The 19,329-nt window shown below is 59.2% G+C and carries 21 protein-coding genes; 7 read left to right on the plus strand and 14 right to left on the minus strand.

Going from position 1 to position 19,329, the window contains the following annotated elements; all coding sequences use genetic code 11:
* Nucleotides 1-4: 4 nt before the first annotated feature.
* The 3 genes from CKW38_RS09325 to xerD form a co-directional block, all read right to left on the minus strand.
* Nucleotides 5-1,309 (minus strand): homoserine dehydrogenase, encoded by a 1,305-nt coding sequence (locus CKW38_RS09325; protein ID WP_007908972.1) that lies wholly within the window; start codon nt 1,307-1,309, stop codon nt 5-7.
* A gap of 130 nt (nt 1,310-1,439) precedes the next feature.
* A complete protein-coding gene (gene dsbC / locus CKW38_RS09330; RefSeq protein WP_007908974.1) occupies nt 1,440-2,171 on the minus strand; it encodes a bifunctional protein-disulfide isomerase/oxidoreductase DsbC in 732 nt (243 codons plus the stop codon).
* Between the two features lie 241 nt (nt 2,172-2,412).
* Nucleotides 2,413-3,309, minus strand: coding sequence for a site-specific tyrosine recombinase XerD (gene xerD / locus CKW38_RS09335; protein WP_007908976.1), 897 nt, complete (start codon nt 3,307-3,309; stop codon nt 2,413-2,415).
* A gap of 108 nt (nt 3,310-3,417) precedes the next feature.
* Here xerD and CKW38_RS09340 point away from each other — a divergent pair, with 108 nt between their 5' ends.
* Nucleotides 3,418-5,226: a sodium:proton antiporter gene (locus CKW38_RS09340; protein ID WP_095112567.1), complete on the plus strand. Its 1,809-nt coding sequence runs from the start codon at nt 3,418-3,420 to the stop codon at nt 5,224-5,226.
* Nucleotides 5,227-5,344: 118 nt separating this feature from the next.
* On the opposite strand, the gene CKW38_RS09345 is transcribed toward CKW38_RS09340, so the two are convergent.
* The 6 genes from CKW38_RS09345 to ffh all read right to left on the minus strand — a co-directional run bounded on the left by CKW38_RS09345 (nt 5,345) and on the right by ffh (nt 9,536).
* Nucleotides 5,345-5,758, minus strand: coding sequence for an acyl-CoA thioesterase (locus CKW38_RS09345; RefSeq protein WP_007908981.1), 414 nt, complete (start codon nt 5,756-5,758; stop codon nt 5,345-5,347).
* A 145-nt stretch (nt 5,759-5,903) separates the two neighbouring features.
* A complete protein-coding gene (gene rplS, locus CKW38_RS09350; RefSeq protein WP_003175895.1) occupies nt 5,904-6,254 on the minus strand; it encodes a 50S ribosomal protein L19 in 351 nt (116 codons plus the stop codon).
* Nucleotides 6,255-6,299: 45 nt separating this feature from the next.
* Nucleotides 6,300-7,052 (minus strand): tRNA (guanosine(37)-N1)-methyltransferase TrmD, encoded by a 753-nt coding sequence (gene trmD / locus CKW38_RS09355; RefSeq protein WP_007908983.1) that lies wholly within the window; start codon nt 7,050-7,052, stop codon nt 6,300-6,302.
* 2 nt (nt 7,053-7,054) lie between these two features.
* Entirely contained in the window at nt 7,055-7,591 is a 537-nt protein-coding gene (gene rimM, locus CKW38_RS09360) for a ribosome maturation factor RimM (protein WP_007908985.1), read from the minus strand.
* 5 nt (nt 7,592-7,596) lie between these two features.
* Nucleotides 7,597-7,848 (minus strand): 30S ribosomal protein S16, encoded by a 252-nt coding sequence (gene rpsP, locus CKW38_RS09365; protein ID WP_003185073.1) that lies wholly within the window; start codon nt 7,846-7,848, stop codon nt 7,597-7,599.
* Nucleotides 7,849-8,159: 311 nt separating this feature from the next.
* On the minus strand, nt 8,160-9,536 hold the full coding sequence (ffh, locus tag CKW38_RS09370; RefSeq protein ID WP_007908988.1) for a signal recognition particle protein: 1,377 nt from the start codon (nt 9,534-9,536) through the stop codon (nt 8,160-8,162).
* 210 nt (nt 9,537-9,746) lie between these two features.
* On the opposite strand from ffh, the gene CKW38_RS09375 reads away from it, so the two are divergent.
* The 3 genes from CKW38_RS09375 (at nt 9,747) to CKW38_RS09385 (ending at nt 13,398) form a co-directional block, all read left to right on the plus strand.
* Nucleotides 9,747-10,559, plus strand: coding sequence for an inner membrane protein YpjD (locus CKW38_RS09375; RefSeq protein WP_007908989.1), 813 nt, complete (start codon nt 9,747-9,749; stop codon nt 10,557-10,559).
* Between the two features lie 12 nt (nt 10,560-10,571).
* Nucleotides 10,572-11,813 (plus strand): CNNM domain-containing protein, encoded by a 1,242-nt coding sequence (locus CKW38_RS09380; RefSeq protein ID WP_095112568.1) that lies wholly within the window; start codon nt 10,572-10,574, stop codon nt 11,811-11,813.
* A gap of 268 nt (nt 11,814-12,081) precedes the next feature.
* On the plus strand, nt 12,082-13,398 hold the full coding sequence (locus CKW38_RS09385; protein ID WP_007908991.1) for an MFS transporter: 1,317 nt from the start codon (nt 12,082-12,084) through the stop codon (nt 13,396-13,398).
* Between the two features lie 88 nt (nt 13,399-13,486).
* Here the strand turns inward: CKW38_RS09385 and purT are convergent, their stop codons facing one another.
* The 5 genes from purT to CKW38_RS09410 form a co-directional block, all read right to left on the minus strand.
* Nucleotides 13,487-14,668, minus strand: a complete 1,182-nt coding sequence (gene purT / locus CKW38_RS09390) for a formate-dependent phosphoribosylglycinamide formyltransferase (protein WP_007908992.1) — start codon at nt 14,666-14,668, stop codon at nt 13,487-13,489.
* A gap of 100 nt (nt 14,669-14,768) precedes the next feature.
* Nucleotides 14,769-15,236 (minus strand): VUT family protein, encoded by a 468-nt coding sequence (locus tag CKW38_RS09395; protein WP_007908993.1) that lies wholly within the window; start codon nt 15,234-15,236, stop codon nt 14,769-14,771.
* A 334-nt stretch (nt 15,237-15,570) separates the two neighbouring features.
* Nucleotides 15,571-15,780, minus strand: a complete 210-nt coding sequence (locus CKW38_RS09400) for a DUF1289 domain-containing protein (RefSeq protein WP_095112570.1) — start codon at nt 15,778-15,780, stop codon at nt 15,571-15,573.
* On the minus strand, nt 15,777-16,301 hold the full coding sequence (locus CKW38_RS09405) for a gamma carbonic anhydrase family protein (protein WP_095112691.1): 525 nt from the start codon (nt 16,299-16,301) through the stop codon (nt 15,777-15,779). Before CKW38_RS09405 ends, CKW38_RS09400 begins: the two co-directional genes overlap by 4 nt.
* A gap of 45 nt (nt 16,302-16,346) precedes the next feature.
* The gene (locus tag CKW38_RS09410; protein WP_095112572.1) at nt 16,347-16,946 is read right to left on the minus strand and encodes a CoA pyrophosphatase; all 600 of its coding nucleotides are present in this window, start codon (nt 16,944-16,946) and stop codon (nt 16,347-16,349) included.
* A 147-nt stretch (nt 16,947-17,093) separates the two neighbouring features.
* Between CKW38_RS09410 and CKW38_RS09415 the strand changes: the two genes are divergently transcribed.
* The 3 genes from CKW38_RS09415 to CKW38_RS09425 all read left to right on the plus strand — a co-directional run bounded on the left by CKW38_RS09415 (nt 17,094) and on the right by CKW38_RS09425 (nt 19,293).
* Nucleotides 17,094-17,645, plus strand: a complete 552-nt coding sequence (locus CKW38_RS09415) for an NUDIX hydrolase (RefSeq protein WP_007909002.1) — start codon at nt 17,094-17,096, stop codon at nt 17,643-17,645.
* A 113-nt stretch (nt 17,646-17,758) separates the two neighbouring features.
* The gene (locus CKW38_RS09420) at nt 17,759-18,274 is read left to right on the plus strand and encodes a murein L,D-transpeptidase family protein (protein ID WP_007909004.1); all 516 of its coding nucleotides are present in this window, start codon (nt 17,759-17,761) and stop codon (nt 18,272-18,274) included.
* A gap of 287 nt (nt 18,275-18,561) precedes the next feature.
* Nucleotides 18,562-19,293 (plus strand): GntR family transcriptional regulator, encoded by a 732-nt coding sequence (locus tag CKW38_RS09425; protein WP_093436861.1) that lies wholly within the window; start codon nt 18,562-18,564, stop codon nt 19,291-19,293.
* Nucleotides 19,294-19,329 lie beyond the last annotated feature (36 nt).

The following is a 19,329-nucleotide window of genomic DNA, read 5'->3' on the forward strand; positions in this document are numbered from 1 at the left end:
CAACTTAGTTCAGGTGCTCGACGCGGATCCGCACAACCGGACCGTTGACGCCGGCCAGCGCTTCGAGGGCGGCGATGGCGTCGTTGATGCGCTGCTCGACCACACGGTGGGTCAGCAGGATCATCGGTACCAGACCGTCGTGTTCCTCGACTTCCTTCTGCATGATCGACTCGATGTTGATGCCGCGCTCCGAGAGGATGCTCGCCACCTGAGCGAGAACGCCCGGATGGTCCTTGGCCTGAATGCGCAGGTAGTAAGCGCTTTCGCAGGCTTCGATCGGCAGGATCGGATGGGCCGACAGCGAATCCGGCTGGAAGGCCAGGTGCGGTACACGGTTTTCCGGGTCGGAGGTCATGGCGCGAACCACATCGACCAGGTCGGCGATCACCGACGAAGCGGTTGGCTCCATGCCGGCGCCAGCACCGTAGAACAGCGTCGAACCGGCGGCGTCACCGTTTACCATCACCGCGTTCATCACGCCGTTGACGTTGGCGATCAGACGATCGGCCGGGATCAGCGTCGGGTGTACGCGCAACTCGATACCGGCGGCGGTGCTGCGCGCCACACCGAGGTGCTTGATCCGATAGCCCAGCGCTTCGGCGTAATTCACGTCAGCGGTGGTCAACTTGGTGATGCCTTCGGTGTAAGCCTTGTCGAACTGCAGCGGAATGCCGAACGCGATGGAGGCCAGGATCGTCAGCTTGTGCGCGGCGTCGATGCCCTCAACGTCGAAAGTCGGATCGGCTTCGGCGTAACCCAGTGCCTGAGCTTCGGCCAACACGTCTTCGAAGGTACGGCCCTTCTCGCGCATTTCGGTGAGGATGAAGTTACCGGTGCCGTTGATGATCCCGGCGACCCAGTTGATGCGGTTGGCGGACAGGCCTTCACGGATCGCCTTGATCACCGGAATGCCACCGGCCACGGCCGCTTCGAACGCCACGATCACGCCTTTCTCGCGTGCCTTGGCGAAAATTTCATTACCGTGAACGGCAATCAGAGCCTTGTTCGCGGTGACCACATGCTTGCCATTCTCGATGGCCTTGAGTACCAGCTCGCGGGCAACGGTGTAGCCGCCCATCAGCTCTATGACGATGTCGATCTCAGGGTTCGTGGCCACTTCGAAGACATCGTTGGTAATCGCAATACCGGTCGTCTGGAACTGAGGCTTTGGCGTGCGCATGGCAATTTGTGCCACTTCGATTCCACGCCCGGCACGACGAGCGATTTCCTCGGCGTTGCGCTGAAGTACGTTGAAGGTACCGCCACCGACGGTCCCTAACCCACAGATGCCTACTTTGACCGGATTCACTGTGAACTCCCCATAAAACGGCCGACGCGGGGTCGGCCGGAAAACAACCGCGTGCTCGCGGCTCTCTATTAATGGCCCGGCGATGCTGCTGCCGGACCATGATCGTCACGGCTGACCGTGACGATACGAATTACTTCGCGCCCAGCGCCAGTTTGGCGACTTGTGGCGCAGGCTGGTAGCCCGGAATCACTTGTCCGTCAGCCAAAACGATGGCCGGTGTGCCGTTCACGCCGATCGACTGACCGAGGGCGAACTGTTTGGAAACCGGGTTATCGCACTTGGCGGCCTTGATTTCCTTGCCATCGACCATTTTGTCCATCGCGGCTTTCTTGTCTTTCGAGCACCACACGGCTTGCAGCTGCTCATCGCCCGGCGAGTTCAGACCCTGGCGCGGGAACGCGACGTAGCGCACTTCAATGCCGCGCTTGTTCAGCTCAGGCACTTCGGCGTGCAGTTTGTGGCAGTACGGGCAGGTGGTGTCGGTGAACACGGTGATGTGCGATTTGGTTTCGCCCACGGCCGGATAAACCACGGTTTCGGCCACTGGGATGGCATTGATCAGTTTGGAGATGCCCAGGCGTTCGGTCTTCTCGGTCAGGTTGACCGGTTTGCCGTCCTTGAGCTGGAACAGGTAACCCTGAACGATGTACTGGCCGTCGGCGCTGGCGTAGAGCACGCGGCTGCCCTTGAGCTTGACTTCGTACATGCCCGGCAACGGGCTGGCGCTGATGCTTTCTACCGGAACCTCGAGTTCGAGTTTTTCCAGGCTTTGACGAATGGCTTTGTCGGCCGCGTCATCGGCGACGGCAAAGGTGCTGACCAACGCAATGGCTGCGGCGGCGAAAATCTGGGTCAGACGCATGAGAACTCCTGAAGGCGGACAAATGGAACGATCAGAACGCCCGTGCCGGAACACCGGGTCATAACCGTCCATCGTGCAAACCGGCAAAGCCTAACACATAAGGCCACGGTGGCCGAATGCACCTGTCGCCATAGATCACACCGCTTTATGTAGGAGCTGCCGAAGGCTGCGATCTTTTGATTTTGTTTTTAAGATCAAAAGATCGCAGCCTTCGGCAGCTCCTACAGGGGAAGGTATGGAGTTAACCTCTTGGATGGTGTTTGGCGTGCAGATCCTGCAATCGAGCGCGGGCGACGTGAGTGTAGATCTGCGTGGTGGACAGGTCGCTGTGGCCGAGCAGCATCTGCACCACGCGCAAATCCGCGCCGTGGTTGAGCAGGTGCGTGGCAAACGCGTGACGCAAGGTGTGCGGCGACAACGACTTGCCGATGCCCGCGACCTTGGCCTGATGCTTGATCCGGTGCCAGAAGGTCTGGCGGGTCATCTGCTCGCCGCGCTGACTGGGGAACAGCACATCACTTGGCCGGCCGCCAAGCAGTTCGCCACGGCCATCACGCATATAACGCTCGATCCAGACAATCGCCTCCTCGCCCATCGGCACCAGCCGCTCCTTGCTGCCCTTGCCCATCACTCGCAACACGCCCTGGCGCAAATTGACCTGCTCCAGCGTCAGACTGACCAGTTCCGTCACCCGCAAACCGCATGCGTACAGCACTTCAAGCATGGCGCGGTCACGCTGGCCGATCGCTTCGCTCAGATCCGGTGCTTTGAGCAGGGCTTCGACGTCGGCTTCCGACAGGGACTTAGGCAACGGCCTACCGAGTTGCGGCATGTCGACGCGCAACGTCGGGTCGACGCTGATCAGCTTTTCCCGCAGCAGATAGCGATAAAAGCCACGCACCCCGGAGAGGAATCTGGCTGTGGAGCGCGGCTTGTAGTTCTGCTCCAATCGCCAGGCCAAATGATCGAGGATCAGCTCGCGACCGGCGTTGATCAGCTGCAGATTTTTCTCCTGCAACCAGCCATTGAACAGCGCCAGGTCGCTGCGATAAGCGCCGCGGGTATTATCGGACAGGCCTTTCTCCAGCCATAGAGCGTCGAGGAATTGGTCAATCAGCGGATGGTCGATGGCAGGCATGGGCGCTCAAGACACACAGCCTCATGGACTGTGCGCAAATGTAGAGTGAACTGTAGGAATGGGCGCTAGTCTTTCATAGCCGGCTAATTCAAGGAACAGGGAGCATCAATGAACGAGCAGCAAATTCTCTTGGCGTTTGGCGGGATCGGCGCAGCGGCGCTGGGTTGCCAATGGCTGGCTTGGCGCCTGAAGCTGCCGGCGATTCTGTTTCTGTTGCTGACCGGCATTCTGGTCGGCCCGGTGCTCGGCTGGCTCGATCCGCAGGAAATGTTCGGGCCGCTGCTGATGCCGTTGGTGTCGCTGGCGGTGGCGCTGATTCTGTTCGAAGGTAGCCTGACCCTGCACCTGTCGGAGTGGAAAGAGATCGGCAGTGTGGTTCATCGCCTGGTGACCATCGGTGCGATTTCGACCTGGATCGTCATCGCCGTCGCCACACACTTCCTGCTCGGCTTCGACTGGATGCTGGCCATCCTGTTCGGCAGCCTGACGCTGGTCACCGGCCCGACCGTGATTGTGCCGATGCTGCGCGTGGTGCGACCGAAAGCCTCGATCGCCAACATTCTGCGCTGGGAAGGCATCGTCATCGACCCGATCGGCGCCCTCCTCGCTGTGGTGGTCTACAGCTTCATCATTGCCAGCGCTGAAGGGCATGGCCTCAAGCAGAGTCTGTTCACCTTTGGCGGCGTGATTCTCTGCGGCGCGGTGTTCGGCGTTGTCGGTGGCTGGCTGCTCGGTACGGTGATTCGCCGGCAATGGCTGCCGGAGTATCTGCATAACCTCGCTTCGCTGGCAGCGGTGCTGGGGATTTTCATTGCTTCGAACACCGTGATGCACGAGTCGGGACTGTTGGCGGTGACATTGATGGGCATGTGGCTGGCGAACATGAAGGGCGTGGATGTACGGCACATCCTGCACTTCAAGGAAAACCTCAGCGTGCTGCTGATTTCCGGGTTGTTCATTCTGTTGGCGGCGCGCCTGGATCTGTATGCCCTGATCGGACTGGGGCCGCTGGTGCTGATTCTGCTGTTGGTGATTCAGTTAATCGCCCGGCCGCTGAACGTGCTGCTGAGCACTGCCGGATCCAGCCTGAGCTGGCGAGAGCGAGCGCTATTGTGCTGGATTGCGCCACGCGGGATCGTTGCGGCGGCGGTTTCGGCGATTTTTGCGATTCGCCTGCATGAGGCCGGTCACGAGGGCGCGTTACTGCTGGTGCCGCTGACGTTTGCGGTGATTATCGGCACCGTTGTGCTGCAGAGCGCGACCGCACGACCGCTGGCACGCTTGCTGAAAGTCGCGGAACCCGCGCCGAGCGGCTTCCTGATTGTCGGCGCGAACGGCCCGGCGCGGGAGTTGGGCAAATCGCTGCAGCAACTGGGCAGCCGCGTGCTGCTGACCGATTCGAGCTGGGAGAATATTCGTGCGGCGCGCATGGAAGGGTTGCCGACGTACTTTGGCAATCCGGCCTCGCAACATGCCGATGCGCATCTGGATCTGGTCGGGCTGGGGCATCTGCTGGCGCTGTCGCCGTCAGGCGAACTCAATACTCTGGCGGCGATGCGGTTCCGTCATGACTTTGGGCATCAGCGTTTGTTCGGTCTGGCCAGCGGTCATGAGAGTCGGCGCAGCGATAAACATCGGGCGAGTCTGGAACATCGAGGCAATCAGTTGGGCAGCGAGGCGTTTACTTACGCGAAGCTGGCCAGTCAGATGGGTCAGGGGGCTGAGCTGTACAGCACGACGCTGACAGATGGTTTCGGATGGGAGGATTACCGCGCACTGCATGGCAATCGCGCCACGTTGTTGTTCATGCGTGATGACAGCGGCTGGGTGCATGTGGTGACGCCGGAGACGGCGGTAAAGCCTGGGGCGGGATGGACGCTTCTGGCGTTGATTCAGCCTGAGGCCAGCGGCGCCTGAGCTGACGCCTTCGCGAGCAGGCTCGCTCCCACAGTGATCGGGGTGAACACAACATTTGTGTCCGGCAAAGAACCTGTGGGAGCGAGCCTGCTCGCGGATGGCGCGACTCGATATCAGATCAGGCCGCAAAACCCGGCAGCACCGGCACCGGCCGCTTGTCATCATCAATGGCAACAAAGCTGAACTGCCCATGAATCGCCTTCTCGCGGCCATCGCAGCTCATGCTCTCGACAAACACTTCCACCTCAACCTTGAGGCTGGTATTGCCGACTTTGATCACCTTCCCGACCAGTTCAACGATGGAGCCGGCCGGGATCGCGTGGTTGAAGTCGATACGGTCGGTGGACACGGTCACCAGTGGCAAGCGGCAGAAGCGTGTGGCGGTAATGAACGACACCTCATCCATCCACGCCAGCGCAGTGCCGCCGAACAGGGTGTTGTGGTGGTTGGTGGTCGGCGGGAAGACAGCCTTGGTTACGCGAGTCACCGAGAGTTCGGTGCGGCGCTGGATTTCCTGGTCGCGGGTGGTCATGAAATAGACTCGATATCTGGCTTCCGAATACAAGCAAGATCAAAAGATCGCAGCCTTCGGCAGCTCCTACAGGATGGGGGCAGTTTTATTGCGGGCAACAAAAAAGCAGCCCGTAGGCTGCTTTTTTCTGCATCGGAAGCTGGACTTAAGCCAGTTTTTCCTTGATGCGAGCTGCTTTACCCGACAGGTCGCGCAGGTAGTACAGCTTGGCTTTACGTACGTCACCGCGACGTTTAACAGCCATGCTGTCGATCTGCGGGGAGTAGGTCTGGAAAGTACGTTCTACGCCAACACCGTTGGAGATTTTACGAACGGTGAACGCACTGTTCACGCCGCGGTTACGCTTGGCGATTACAACGCCTTCGAACGCTTGCAGACGGGAACGATCACCTTCCTTCACTTTCACCTGAACGACAATAGTGTCGCCTGGGGCGAAGGTAGGGATTTCTTTGGTCATCTGCTCTGCTTCGAGTGCAAGGATGATTTTGTTGGTCATGCTGTGCTCCTAAGGTAAATCGTTCGATCTACCATCGATACGTTGTTAACTATCGTCCCGCTCGCGGATGTATTCCTCGAGCAGCTTCTTCTCTTCTCCAGAAAGCGAGCGGCTTTCCAGAAGATCGGCGCGTCGTTCAAAGGTCCTACCAAGGGACTGCTGTAAACGCCAACGCCGGATATGCGCGTGATTGCCACTCAGCAACACGTCGGGAACACGCTGATCCGCATACACCTCAGGTCGGGTGTAGTGCGGGCAATCCAGCAGACCATCCGTAAAGGAATCTTCCTCAGCGGAATCCGCATGCCCTAAAGCTCCAGGCAGCAGTCGTGTAACCGCATCGATCAGGACCATCGCCGGCAGCTCGCCGCCAGACAGTACATAGTCGCCAATCGACCACTCTTCATCGACATGAGCCTCAATAAAGCGCTCGTCAATGCCTTCATAACGGCCGGCAATCAGGATCAATGCATCCGATTGTGCCAGCTCGCGTACCGCCGACTGATTCAGTTGACGGCCTTGGGGGGACAGGTAAATCACCTTCGCCGCCTCCCCGGCTGCTGCCTTGGCCTGAACCAGAGCATCTTCCAGGGGCTTGATCTTCATCACCATGCCCGGACCACCGCCAAACGGGCGATCGTCCACAGTGTGATGCCGATCCGTCGTGTAATCCCGCGGGTTCCAACAGGTCAGCTGCAAGAGCCCCTGTTTGACCGCTCGACTGGTGATGCCGTAGTCGCCGATGGCGGAAAACATCTCGGGAAACAAACTGATCACTTCTACGCGCAAGTTAGCCACGCTTAGAAGTCCGCGTCCCAATCCACCTTCATCTCGCCCGCGGCCAAGTCAACGGCCAACACACATTGCGCCGTGTAGGGCAACAAGCGTTCGCGATCATCCAGGCTGCCAGCGCAAGGCTTGACTACCATTACATCATTGGCGCCGGTTTCCAGAAGATGATCGACTTTCCCGAGCATTTGCCCCAGTTGATCGATAACCTTCAGACCTTCCAGCTGGTACCAGTAGTACTCGCCGTCGGTCAATTCAGGGAACAGGTTGCGCGGCACGCAGATCTCATAACCGGCCAGAAGACGAGCTTCTTCACGATCATCAAGACCCTTGAGCTTTGCGACCAGGAACTTATCGCTCCCGCGTCCACTGACCAGCTCGACCTGTTTGACATTGCCTTCACGCTTGAGCGTCCAGGTTTTGTACTGCAACAGGTTTTCAGTCGGATCAGTAAAGGAATAAACCTTCACTTCGCCGCGAACGCCATGAACAGAATAAATTTTGCCAATAACGATCAAATCATCGGCAACAGCAGGCGTCGCGTTCATATTGCTCAGGCCGCAGCCTTTGCAGATTCCTTCAGCAACTGAGCAACACGCTCAGAAGGCTGTGCACCAACGCTCAGCCAGTAGGCTACGCGCTCTTGGTTCACGGACAGACGGATTTCCTGACCACGGGCAACAGGGTTGAAGAAACCAACCTGTTCTTTGTGGGAGCCGTCACGCGGGTTACGCGAGTCGGTTACGGTCAGGTGGTAAAACGGGCGCTTTTTGGAGCCGCCAAGGGCAAGACGGATTGTTAGCATGTGAACATCGTTCCTGTAGTCGGTGCTGCAAATCTAAATGCACAGCGGGCATGGGTGCCCGAAAGGCCGCATATTCTAAGGAATATCCGGACTTTTGCAAATGACTTTTTCCGGCGCCTATGGCATGCCGTGCAGATCTGCATATAGAGCCGTCGATGAAAACGGCCAGTCAGCTCCCGCCGAGTGCGGGTTTGCTGTTGATCCTGCGTCCTTGCAGGGTCTGCGCCGGTGCGACGACCGGCGAAGTCTTGGTGTCCTGTCTCACCCGTTTCGCTCATTTTTGGCGAGCAGAATGGGTGAGACGGGACACCTTACATTTTCGGCATGCCGCCGCCGGGCAACATTCCGCCCATGCCGCGCATCATTTTCGCCATTCCGCCCTTGGCGGAGAATTTCTTCATCATCTTCTGCATCTGCTTGTGCTGCTTGATCAAGCGACCGATGTCCTGCACCTGAGTGCCGGAACCCATGGCGATCCGGCGCTTGCGCGAACCGCTGATCAGCTCAGGGTCACGGCGCTCGGCCGGGGTCATGGAGTTGATGATGGCTTCCATCTGTTTGAATTGCTTCTCTGCGGCGTTCTGGGCATTGCCCATTTGTGACAGGTTGACGCCGCCGATGCTCGGCAGTTTGTCCATGAGCCCGCCCAGGCCGCCCATGTTCTTCATCTGTTGCAGCTGATCGCGGAAGTCTTCGAGGTCGAAGCCCTTGCCCTTCTTCAGCTTCTTGGCCAGTTTGTCGGCCTTGTCTTTATCGAGGGTCGCTTCAGCCTGTTCGATCAGGCTGAGCACGTCGCCCATGCCGAGAATCCGCGAAGCGATACGCTCAGGATGGAACGGATCGAGCGCTTCACTCTTCTCGCCCATACCGATGAACTTGATCGGCTTGCCGGTGATGGCGCGCACCGACAGTGCGGCACCGCCACGGGCGTCGCCGTCGACCTTGGTCAGAATCACACCGGTCAGCGGCAGGGCATCACCGAAGGCCTTGGCCGTGTTGGCCGCGTCCTGACCGGTCATGGCGTCGACCACGAACAGGGTTTCGACCGGGTTGATCGCGGCGTGCAGCGCCTTGATCTCGCCCATCATCTCTTCGTCGATGTGCAGACGACCGGCGGTATCGACGATGACCACGTCGATGAATTTCAGTTTCGCTTCTTTAATAGCGGCGGTGGCGATGTCGACCGGCTTCTGGCTCAGGTCGGACGGGAAGAACGTCACGCCGATGTCGTTGGCCAGGGTTTCCAGCTGTTTAATAGCCGCAGGACGGTAAACGTCCGCCGACACGACCATGACCGACTTCTTCTTGCGCTCTTTAAGGAAGCGCGCCAGTTTGCCAGCGGTGGTGGTTTTACCCGCACCTTGCAGACCGGCCATCAGAATGACGGCTGGCGGCACAGCGCTCAGGTTCAAATCTTCGTTGGCCGCGCCCATCAGGCTTTCGAGTTCGGCCTGGACGATCTTCACGAACGCCTGGCCCGGCGTCAGGCTGCGCGACACCTCGGTGCCGACAGCGCGCTCCTTGACCGAATTGACGAAGTCCTTGACCACCGGCAGGGCGACGTCGGCTTCGAGCAACGCCATGCGCACTTCACGCAGGGTGTCTTTGATATTGTCCTCGGTCAGCTTCGCCTTGCCGGTGACATGGCGCAGCGTCTGCGAGAGACGGTCGGTTAAGTTTTCAAACATTGCGCGATCCTTTCAGGCCCTGTGTAGACCGGGATAATGGCGGCCCAGACCGGAATCAACATGTGCTCGGCGAGCCTGCGGCGTGGGCAGGTCGCGGATTATAGCGAAGACTGCGGCTGGCGGACACCTCGCTGTCAGCTTCCTGAGTCTTTCGTGCGATGGCGGTTCTATGCCAAACTCAGCCCCTTTCGGGCTTGCCTAACAGGATTTATGCTCCCCTTGTCACCCAGTTTGCTGACCACCCTCGCCGCCGCCCTTCTATATGCCGCTGCGACCCTTTATCAGAGCACCCGCTTGGCCACTGGCGCCAAGGCGAACAAGCGCCTGTTGGTTAGCCTCGGCGCCTTCGCCGTGGTGGCCCACGCCGCCAGCCTGCTCACGCATTTGCTGACCCCGATCGGTCTGGGCCTGGATTTTTTCAGCGCCTCCAGCCTGATTGCCGCGGCGGTCATCGCGCTGACGCTGATCGCCTGCTCGCGGATCCCCGTGGAAAACCTGCTGGTGCTGCTGTTCCCGCTCGGCGCCATCACCGTACTGCTGGCGCAATTCGCGCCGACCGGTACGGTGCAGATCATCGATGAAGAGCCGGGCATCCTCGCGCACATTCTGTTGTCGATCCTTGCGTACGGCATGTTCACCATCGCGGTGTTCCAGGCCTTGCTGCTACTGGTGCAAGACCACCAGCTCAAGCACAAGCACCCGTCCGGGCTGATCAAGAACTTCCCGCCGCTGCAAACCATGGAAAGCCTGCTGTTCGGCTTCCTCTGGGCCGGCTGGACGCTGCTGTCGCTGTCGCTGATCTCCGGCTGGCTGTTCGTCGAGAACCTGTTCGCCCAGCATCTGGTGCACAAGACCCTGCTGGCGTGCCTGGCCTGGATCGTGTTCAGCGTGCTGCTGTGGGGCCGCAACCGTCTCGGCTGGCGCGGTCACAAGGCGATTCGCTGGACCCTCGCCGGTTTCTGCCTGCTGATGTTGGCGTATTTCGGCAGCAAACTGGTTCGTGAATACATCCTGCACATCTGACGGGCGGCATAAATGGACGGTTTGCCCATAGGGCCGATGCTCGCGGTATTTGTCCTGCTGATTTTATGGTCAGGGCTGTTTACTGCCGTCGAAATCGCGCAACAGCAGCTGCTCGCGCAACGCACCGCCTCGCGCGCCAGCGATAAGCCGCTGGCGAAGTTGAGCTTCCCGCTCGACAGCCTGATTCTCTGCAACACCCTGTGCCGCGCACTTGCCGTGGCGATTGCGACGTTGCTGGCAATTTTCCTCTGCGAAGAAAACGGCCCATGGGCAGCCTGCCTGGGTGTTGGCGCAATACTGCTGGTGTTCGCCGATTATTTCCCGCGCAGCGTCGCCCAACGGTATCCGGATGCGGTGCTGGCATTTGGCAATACCTTGTTGGCGGTGCCGCTGAAGATTATTTATCCGGTTGCCTGGCTGTTCAGCCGCGTCAGCGGATTGCTCATGCGCCCGTTTGCGCGCAAAACCCAAGTGGTGCAGCAGAGCGAAGACGATCTGCCTTCTGATCGTCACGATGATCCCGAGCATCCCGTTCACGCTCACCCGGTTTCCGGTATTCATGCGTTGGACAACATCACGGTCAACGACATTCTGGTGCCACGCAGTGACGTCGACGGCATCAACCTCGACGATTCGATCGAAGAAATCATCGAACAACTGCGCCACAACAAGCGCACCCGCCTGCCGGTGTTTCACAGCGACATCAATCAGGTTGAAGCGGTGCTCAACACCCGGCAGATCCGCCATCTGCTGAACAACGCTGATCTGACCCGCGAAGCCCTGCTGGCCGCCAGTTACGAACCGTACTTCGTGCCGGAAAGCACACCGTTGCAACTGCAGTTGCTGAACTTCCACAAGCAGCAACGGCGCTTGGGCATGGTGGTGGATGAGTACGGTGAAGTGCTCGGCATCGTGACACTGGAAGACATTCTCGAAGAAATCGTCGGCGAATTTGAGAGCGAGCACAGCCTGGATAACCCGCATATTCATCCGCAGACTGACGGGCGGATGGTGATTGATGGCACGGCTTCGATTCGCGAATTGAACAAATGTCTGGGTTGGCATTTGCCGAGTGATGGGCCGAAGACGCTGAACGGGTTGGTGACTGAGGCGCTGGAAACGATTCCGGCGAGTGCGGTTTGTTTGAAGATCGGGCGTTATCGACTGGAGATTCTTGAGACTGAGGAGAACCGGGTGAGCAAAGTGCTGATCTGGCATACCTCGTCTGTGCCTGCTTTGGTGCCGGCCAGGTAAAAGATCAAAAGATCGCAGCCTTCGGCAGCTCCTACCCTGCGATCTTTTGCTCTTGTTTGATCGTTAGCCCCCTTCCTATAATCAAATCAGCTTACCCAAGCCCCGCCAAACCGCGTGCTTACCCCGCACCCGACAGGTTTCGGCCATTTCATATGCAATCCGGCGACTGTTCCTACCTGAAACAGCGACCGCGCCTCATCCCACATCCCTGGGTGCTCGACCATAATAATTCGCTCCAACGGAGCTCATGACTGTCAGGGATCACCGCATGACGACCAGTACCGCTTTCAGCGACACCGCGCCTGCCCAACCGACCAACTCCGCCACCCGCGTGGCGACGGCGAGTTTTATCGGCACCGCGATCGAGTTCTACGATTTCTACGTTTACGCCACCGCCGCCGCGCTGGTGATCGGGCCGGTATTCTTTCCGCAGACGTCCGGCACGGCGCAGATGCTCTCGGCGTTTCTTACTTTCGGCATCGCATTTCTGGCCCGACCGCTGGGCTCCGCGCTGTTCGGCCACTTCGGCGACCGTATCGGGCGCAAGTCGACACTGGTCGCATCCTTGCTGTTGATGGGCGTGTGTACGACGCTGATCGGCGTGCTGCCGGGTTACGCCACGATTGGCGCGTGGGCACCGATTCTGCTGTGCGTGCTGCGCTTCGGGCAGGGGCTGGGATTGGGTGGCGAATGGGGCGGTGCCGCCCTGCTGGCCACGGAAAACGCGCCGAAAGGCAAACGCGCGTGGTTCGGTATGTTTCCGCAGCTTGGTCCTTCGATTGGTTTTCTCGCGGCCAACGGCTTATTTCTAACCCTGGCCATGACTCTCGATGACGAGCAGTTCCGCAGTTGGGGCTGGCGGATTCCGTTTCTGCTCAGCGCAGCGCTGGTGATGGTCGGTCTTTATGTGCGATTGAAACTGCATGAAACACCGGTGTTCGCCAACGCCATCGCCCGTCAGGAACGGGTGAAGGTGCCGCTGGTCGAGCTGTTCAGCCAGTATTGGGCGCCGACACTGCTGGGCGCGGCGGCGATGGTGGTCTGTTATGCGCTGTTCTATATCTCGACGGTGTTTTCCCTGAGTTACGGGGTTTCCACACTTGGCTATAGCCGCGAAACCTTCCTCGGATTGCTGTGCTTTGCCGTTTTGTTCATGGCCGCTGCGACACCGCTTTCAGCTTGGGCCAGCGACCGTTACGGGCGCAAACCGGTGCTGATCATTGGTGGCGTGCTGGCGATTCTGTCTGGATTTCTGATGGAGCCGTTACTGACTCAGGGTTCGACCTGGGGTGTGGCGCTGTTTCTGTGCATCGAGCTGTTTTTGATGGGCGTGACATTTGCACCGATGGGCGCACTGTTGCCTGAGCTGTTTCCGACCCACGTGCGTTATACCGGCGCTTCGGCGGCGTATAACCTGGGCGGCATTGTCGGGGCCTCGGCGGCACCGTTCTTCGCACAGAAGCTGGTAGCGATGGGTGGTTTGAGTTATGTCGGCGGGTATGTGTCAGCGGCGGCGGTGCTGAGTTTGATTGCGGTGCTGTGTTTGAAAGAAACGCGCAATAACGATCTGAATCAGGTTGCCTGACAGATCGCTATCGCGAGCAGGCTCACTCCTACAGGGGAACGCATTCCAACTGTAGGAGTGAGCCTGCTCGCGATGGACGCGACCCGGTTTACAGCTCTACAACAACAGCCTGAGCAGCACGGGTCGCCTTGGCACGAGCAGCCTCGATCGACTCATCCCGCGCCAGCGCCACGCCCATGCGGCGCTGGCCATTCACTTCTGGCTTGCCAAACAGACGCAATGCCGTGTCCGGCTCGCTCAACGCCGCGCCGAGGTTGGCGAATGCGGTCTGCGTCGACTGCCCTTCCACCAGAATCACCGCCGAAGCCGATGGCCCGAACTGACGGATCAGCGGTACCGGCAAGCCCAGAATCGCGCGAGCGTGCAGGGCGAACTGCGACAGATCCTGCGAAATCAATGTCACCAGACCGGTGTCATGCGGACGCGGCGAGACTTCGCTGAACCACACCTGATCACCTTTGATGAACAGCTCAACGCCGAACAGACCACGACCGCCCAGCGCTTCAGTCACCGCTTTGGCAACGCGCTCGGATTCAGCCAGAGCAATCGGGCTCATGGCCTGAGGCTGCCAGGACTCCTGATAATCGCCCTTCTCCTGACGGTGACCGACCGGCGCGCAGAACGTGGTGCCGCCAATGTGGCGCACAGTCAGCAAGGTGATTTCGTAATCGAAATCGATGAAACCTTCGATGATCACCCGACCTTTGCCAGCGCGACCGCCTTCTTGCGCGTAATCCCAGGCTTTCTGCACGTCATCAGTGCTGCGCAACAGGCTCTGGCCTTTGCCCGACGAGCTCATCACCGGTTTGACGACGCATGGGAAACCGAGGTCCTCAACAGCTTTGCTGTAGTCCTCGAAGGTGTCGGCAAAGTGGTACGGCGAGGTCGGCAGATCCAGCTCTTCAGCGGCCAGACGACGGATGCCTTCGCGGTTCATGGTCAATTGCGCAGCGCGCGCGGTCGGGATCACGGTGAAGCCTTCGGCTTCCAGCTCGACCAGGGTGGCGGTGGCGATGGCCTCGATTTCCGGCACGATGAAGTGCGGCTTCTCGGCTTCGATCACGGCACGCAGGGCGGCGCCGTCGAGCATGTTGATCACGTGGCTGCGATGCGCAACTTGCATGGCCGGCGCGTTGGCGTAGCGGTCAACGGCGATTACTTCAACGCCCAGGCGTTGCAGCTCGATCACCACTTCCTTGCCCAACTCACCACAGCCACACAGCAATACGCGGGTCGCGGTTGGCGACAACGGAGTTCCGATACGGGTCATCTCAGGTCCTCAAAGAAGCGGATCATCGAGGAAAGCAGCGCCAGACGCGCTTTCCATGGGGAGAAAGCGCGGCATTTTACATGAACCTGAGGGTTTGGCTTCAGCCGGCGACAGCCTGTTTGCGCTCACGCCAGGCCATGATCAGCCAGACGGCAGTAACGCCGGCGAATTTCGACAGCAGAGCAGTGATGATCACCGGCGGCGTCAGCAGGTCGATCATGCCGAAGAAGATGAAGGTATCGAGAGGAATGCTCAGTGCCGAACTGATCCACAAGCGGTCGCGCAATGGGCGTTTGGTGATGCTGAACACCAGCCAGTCGATGATTTCCGACACCGCGAACGCCGTGGCGCTGGCCAAAGCGATGGAGGGATCGGAGGTGACGTAGGAGAGCACCAACGCCGCCAGCATCGCCACGACTGCGCCGTGGCCGAAGCGGGTTTGCACCATGTCGCGCAGTATGAAGACCAGACCGCCCCAGGCCGACCAGATGATGTCCAGGTGCGGCGCGGTGGAGAAGGCGAAGTTGATCAGCACAACGCTGCTGATGTAGGCGATGAGGAAAATCATGGAGGCGACCTGTCAGATTGGCGCACAGGTTACTTGACCGGCAAATCAAGAGCCACCCCCTCAACCCAGCCCTCTCCCCCAGGGGGCGAGGGGGAAAGGGAGCAGATCTTCGTTGAATCGAATCCCGAGTTCGAATCGAGAACGCAGGCCGGTATGGACCGAACAATCAACCCGGTCATTCCCTCCCCCTTCGGACAAGGGGGAAGGGAGCAGATCGGGGGCTTTTCAAACCTGAGTTCGACTCGGTATGCCAAGTCGGCGTATAGCGTAAGACATCTCGGCCCGTCCCCTCTCCCTCTGGGAGAGGGCTAGGGTGAGGGCATCCTCAAGTCGATCAAGATTTCGAAGGGATCATCCACACCAACCCACTCGCCTTCGCCCGCTCATGACACAACCCCAGCACCACCCGGCGTTCGTCATTGCTCATGCGGCCCCAGCGGGTGATCTCCTCGACCGTACGCTGGCAGCCAGTGCAGATGTCAGCCTCATCCAGCGCACAAATATTCACGCATGGCGAGGCTACTGGTCTTTCTGGCGTGTTCATTCTTCCTGCTCAACCAGATCGCGGGCATAACGCTGCGAGTTATTCACATAGTGGGCGGCACTGGCTTCGAGCATTTTCTTCTGCGGCTCGGTCAGCTCGCGCACAACCTTGCCCGGCGAGCCCATCACCAGCGAGCCGTCAGGAATCTCTTTGCCTTCGCCAATCAGCGAGTTGGCGCCAATGATGCAGTTCTTGCCGATCTTCGCGCCGTTGAGAATCACCGCGTTGATGCCGATCAGGCTGTAATCGCCCACCGTGCAGCCGTGGAGCATGGCGTTGTGGCCGATGGTCACGCCGGTGCCAATGGTCAGCGGATAGCCCATGTCGGTATGCATCACCGTGCCGTCCTGCACATTGCTGTTCTTGCCGATCAGGATCAGTTCGTTGTCGCCGCGTAGCACGGCGTTGAACCAGACGTTGGCGCCCTCTTCCAGTTTGACCTTGCCCACCAGCACGGCATTGGGCGCGACCCAGCTCTGTGGGTGGGTCTCGACACGGGCGTCGCCCAAACGGTATTTCATCTTGTCTTCCTCAGCGCCCACGGTGATGGCCATTCGAACGATGGCTCAGGTGTTAATAAAGCTTTTAGGGGGTTGGTGCAGACTGATCTTGGCGTCATAGAGCAGATTGATCAACTCGACGATCATGATCGCCGTCAGCCCCCAGATCTTGTATTCACCAAATCGATAACTCGGCACGTACCAACTGCGGCCCTGATAGTCGATGCGGTGCGTGTGTTCACGGGGGTCTGCGCGGAAGAATTCCAGCGGCACAGTGAACACCGCGGCAATCTCGGCATCGTTGGCCAGATACTCGACAAAATCGGGGATGACGCCGACATAAGGCGTGACCTTGATGCCGTGCAGGGAGATCAGCGGACTGAGCGGGCCGATGATTTCGACCAGGCCGGGCGGCAGACCGATCTCCTCTTCAGCTTCACGCAGCGCGGTGAAGATCAGATCCGGGTCTTCCGGATCGCGGCGACCACCCGGGAAGGCGACTTCGCCACCGTGGGTCGAAAGCCCGCTGGCGCGCAGGGTCAGTACCAGTTCCGGTTGGTCACTGCGGGTGATCGGCACCAGAACGGCGGCCTCGGGGAAACGTGTGTCAGTCTCCAGCGTGCGCGGTGTGTGGTTGCTTACCCTATGCAGTAGCTCGTCCAGCATGAGTGTTCTCGATCTGTGCCTTACTCTGCATCATGCACCAATCGTTGCGAGCGCCCAAGCCCCCGAAACCCGTCGTGTCGCGAAACGACAACTTGCCGACCGACACCGCTGCACGCCAAGATAGGCGCAGCATTCAGGAAGCCCAGCATGAAATTTTGCAGCCACTGCGGTAACCCGGTCACCCAACGCATTCCCGAAGGCGATTCGCGGCTGCGATTTGTCTGTGACAGCTGTCAGACCATTCACTATCAGAACCCCAATATCGTCGCCGGTTGCGTACCGACCTGGGGTACAAAAGTGTTGCTCTGCCGCCGCGCCATCGAGCCGCGCCTCGGTTACTGGACCTTGCCCGCCGGTTTCATGGAGAACGGCGAGACCATCGAACAGGCCGCCGTACGCGAAACTGCCGAGGAAGCCTGCGCCCGCGTGCGCAACCTGAGCATCTACACATTGATCGATGTGCCGCACATCAGTCAGGTGCATGTGTTCTTCCGCGCCGAGTTGGTCGATCTGGACTTCGCCGCCGGCCCCGAGAGCCTCGAAGTGCAACTATTCGACGAAGCCGACATTCCCTGGGACGAGCTGGCTTTCCGCACGGTGGGGCGTACCTTAGAATGCTTCTTCGCTGATCGGCGTATCGAGGCGTATCCGGTTCGGTCGGAATCGATTCCTCCGTTGGCGCAGCCGGTCATTATTTAATCAAGACATTGGCGTGATGGCCGACAAAAAGATCGCAGCCTTCGGCAGCTCCTACATGTACACATACCTATAAAATGTTGGTTATCTGCGTCACTCCCTGGGGAATCGTTTCAATGCGCTGGTTGCTTGCCCTGTTTTGCCTGTCGTTCGTTACCGTCTCCCAAGCGTCATTCGTGACCACCGTGACGCCTTCGAATACCCCGCTCATCGAGAAAGTCCTGGTGCTCAAAGCGGCTCATCAACTGCAGTTGATCGCTGACGGCAAGCCGCTGAAGACCTATCGCATTTCGCTGGGCAAAGGCGCGAAGAAAGGCCCGAAACTGATAGAGGGTGACAAGCGCACGCCAGAAGGTTTCTATTGGATCGACTGGCGCAAGACCAGCGACAAATTCAACCTGTCGATGCACATTTCCTACCCGAACATCAGCGATTCGGCCCGCGCCCGACGTGAAGGCGTCGAGCCCGGCGGCATGATCATGATCCACGGCACGCCGGATTCGGAAGAAACCCCGGAAGACCTGTTCCACACCCTCGACTGGACTGACGGCTGCGTCGCCATGCGTAACGTCGACATGCGCGAAGTGTGGAATCTGGTGCCGGACGGCACGATGGTCGAAATCCGCCCTTAACTTCCTCACGACCATTGGTCGGCATTAAAAAATACATCAAAAAGATCGCAGCCTGCGGCAGCTCCTACAAGGGTGATACCACTCTCAACTGTAGGAGCTGCCGCAGGCTGCGATCTTTTGCTTTTCCTAGCCCACCACTAATACCACTTGAAACCACACCCCCTGAATACCGCCAATTCATTAGATATGGCGCTGTTTCATCGCGTTGACATGGTATTCAAGTGGTATTAATTTCCGCCCCACAAGCGAGCCACAACAATCCTATACTCGCGACGGAAATGCCCTACATGAACGACCTCCATACCTTACGCCCGGACGACTCTCAGCCGACGCCGCTGTACCTGCAACTGGCACGCAATCTGGAAGCAGCGATTCATGCCGGGCAGTGGAAGTCCGAGCAGGCGATGCCCTCGGAACGCAACCTCAGCGAGCAACTGGGCATTTCCCGGGTGACTGCCCGCAAGGCATTGGAAGTCCTCCTCGATCAAGGCCTGATCCGTCGCCTGCAAGGTTCCGGCACGTTCATCACCCCACGCCTCGAACAACCGCTATCGCGCCTCTCCGGTTTCAGCGAGATGCTGCGCCTCAAGGGCTTCGTGCCCAGCTCGCAATGGCTGGAACGCGAAATCACCCTGCCGACTCATGAAGAATTGATCCGCCTCAGCCTGTCGCCGAACGACAAGGTTGCGCGCATGAAGCGTCTGCGCAAAGCCGATGACACGGTCATGGCGATCGAAATGAGCACCCTGCCCGCCTCGATCATGCCCAAGCCGCAATTGGTCGGCGATTCGCTCTACGAATACCTCGACGGCATCGGCAAACCGATCGTCCGCGCCTTGCAGCACATTCAGGCGATCAACGCCTCGGACGAATTCGCCGCGCTGGTCGGCATCGCTCCCGGCACCGCGATGCTGCTGATGACCCGGGTCGGTTATCTGGAAGACAACACGCCGATCGAAGTCACCGACACCTATTGCCGCAACGACTACTACGACTTTGTTGCAGAGCTTCGTAGATAAAGAGCTGCGCCGCTGAGAGCGGCCCAAAGCGAGAAC

The sequence above is a fragment of the Pseudomonas sp. Irchel 3H7 genome (assembly GCF_900187605.1).
Taxonomy (GTDB): domain Bacteria; phylum Pseudomonadota; class Gammaproteobacteria; order Pseudomonadales; family Pseudomonadaceae; genus Aquipseudomonas.

Coding starts and splice junctions, on each gene's coding strand:
- dsbC (WP_007908974.1), bottom strand. CDS start 2,171: ATGCGTCTGACCCAGATTTTCGCCGCCGCAGCCATTGCGTTGGTCAGC.
- xerD (WP_007908976.1), bottom strand. CDS start 3,309: ATGCCTGCCATCGACCATCCGCTGATTGACCAATTCCTCGACGCTCTA.
- CKW38_RS09340 (WP_095112567.1), top strand. CDS start 3,418: ATGAACGAGCAGCAAATTCTCTTGGCGTTTGGCGGGATCGGCGCAGCG.
- CKW38_RS09345 (WP_007908981.1), bottom strand. CDS start 5,758: ATGACCACCCGCGACCAGGAAATCCAGCGCCGCACCGAACTCTCGGTG.
- rplS (WP_003175895.1), bottom strand. CDS start 6,254: ATGACCAACAAAATCATCCTTGCACTCGAAGCAGAGCAGATGACCAAA.
- rimM (WP_007908985.1), bottom strand. CDS start 7,591: ATGAACGCGACGCCTGCTGTTGCCGATGATTTGATCGTTATTGGCAAA.
- rpsP (WP_003185073.1), bottom strand. CDS start 7,848: ATGCTAACAATCCGTCTTGCCCTTGGCGGCTCCAAAAAGCGCCCGTTT.
- ffh (WP_007908988.1), bottom strand. CDS start 9,536: ATGTTTGAAAACTTAACCGACCGTCTCTCGCAGACGCTGCGCCATGTC.
- CKW38_RS09375 (WP_007908989.1), top strand. CDS start 9,747: ATGCTCCCCTTGTCACCCAGTTTGCTGACCACCCTCGCCGCCGCCCTT.
- CKW38_RS09380 (WP_095112568.1), top strand. CDS start 10,572: ATGGACGGTTTGCCCATAGGGCCGATGCTCGCGGTATTTGTCCTGCTG.
- CKW38_RS09385 (WP_007908991.1), top strand. CDS start 12,082: ATGACGACCAGTACCGCTTTCAGCGACACCGCGCCTGCCCAACCGACC.
- purT (WP_007908992.1), bottom strand. CDS start 14,668: ATGACCCGTATCGGAACTCCGTTGTCGCCAACCGCGACCCGCGTATTG.
- CKW38_RS09395 (WP_007908993.1), bottom strand. CDS start 15,236: ATGATTTTCCTCATCGCCTACATCAGCAGCGTTGTGCTGATCAACTTC.
- CKW38_RS09400 (WP_095112570.1), bottom strand. CDS start 15,780: ATGAACACGCCAGAAAGACCAGTAGCCTCGCCATGCGTGAATATTTGT.
- CKW38_RS09405 (WP_095112691.1), bottom strand. CDS start 16,301: ATGAAATACCGTTTGGGCGACGCCCGTGTCGAGACCCACCCACAGAGC.
- CKW38_RS09410 (WP_095112572.1), bottom strand. CDS start 16,946: ATGCTGGACGAGCTACTGCATAGGGTAAGCAACCACACACCGCGCACG.
- CKW38_RS09415 (WP_007909002.1), top strand. CDS start 17,094: ATGAAATTTTGCAGCCACTGCGGTAACCCGGTCACCCAACGCATTCCC.
- CKW38_RS09420 (WP_007909004.1), top strand. CDS start 17,759: ATGCGCTGGTTGCTTGCCCTGTTTTGCCTGTCGTTCGTTACCGTCTCC.
- CKW38_RS09425 (WP_093436861.1), top strand. CDS start 18,562: ATGAACGACCTCCATACCTTACGCCCGGACGACTCTCAGCCGACGCCG.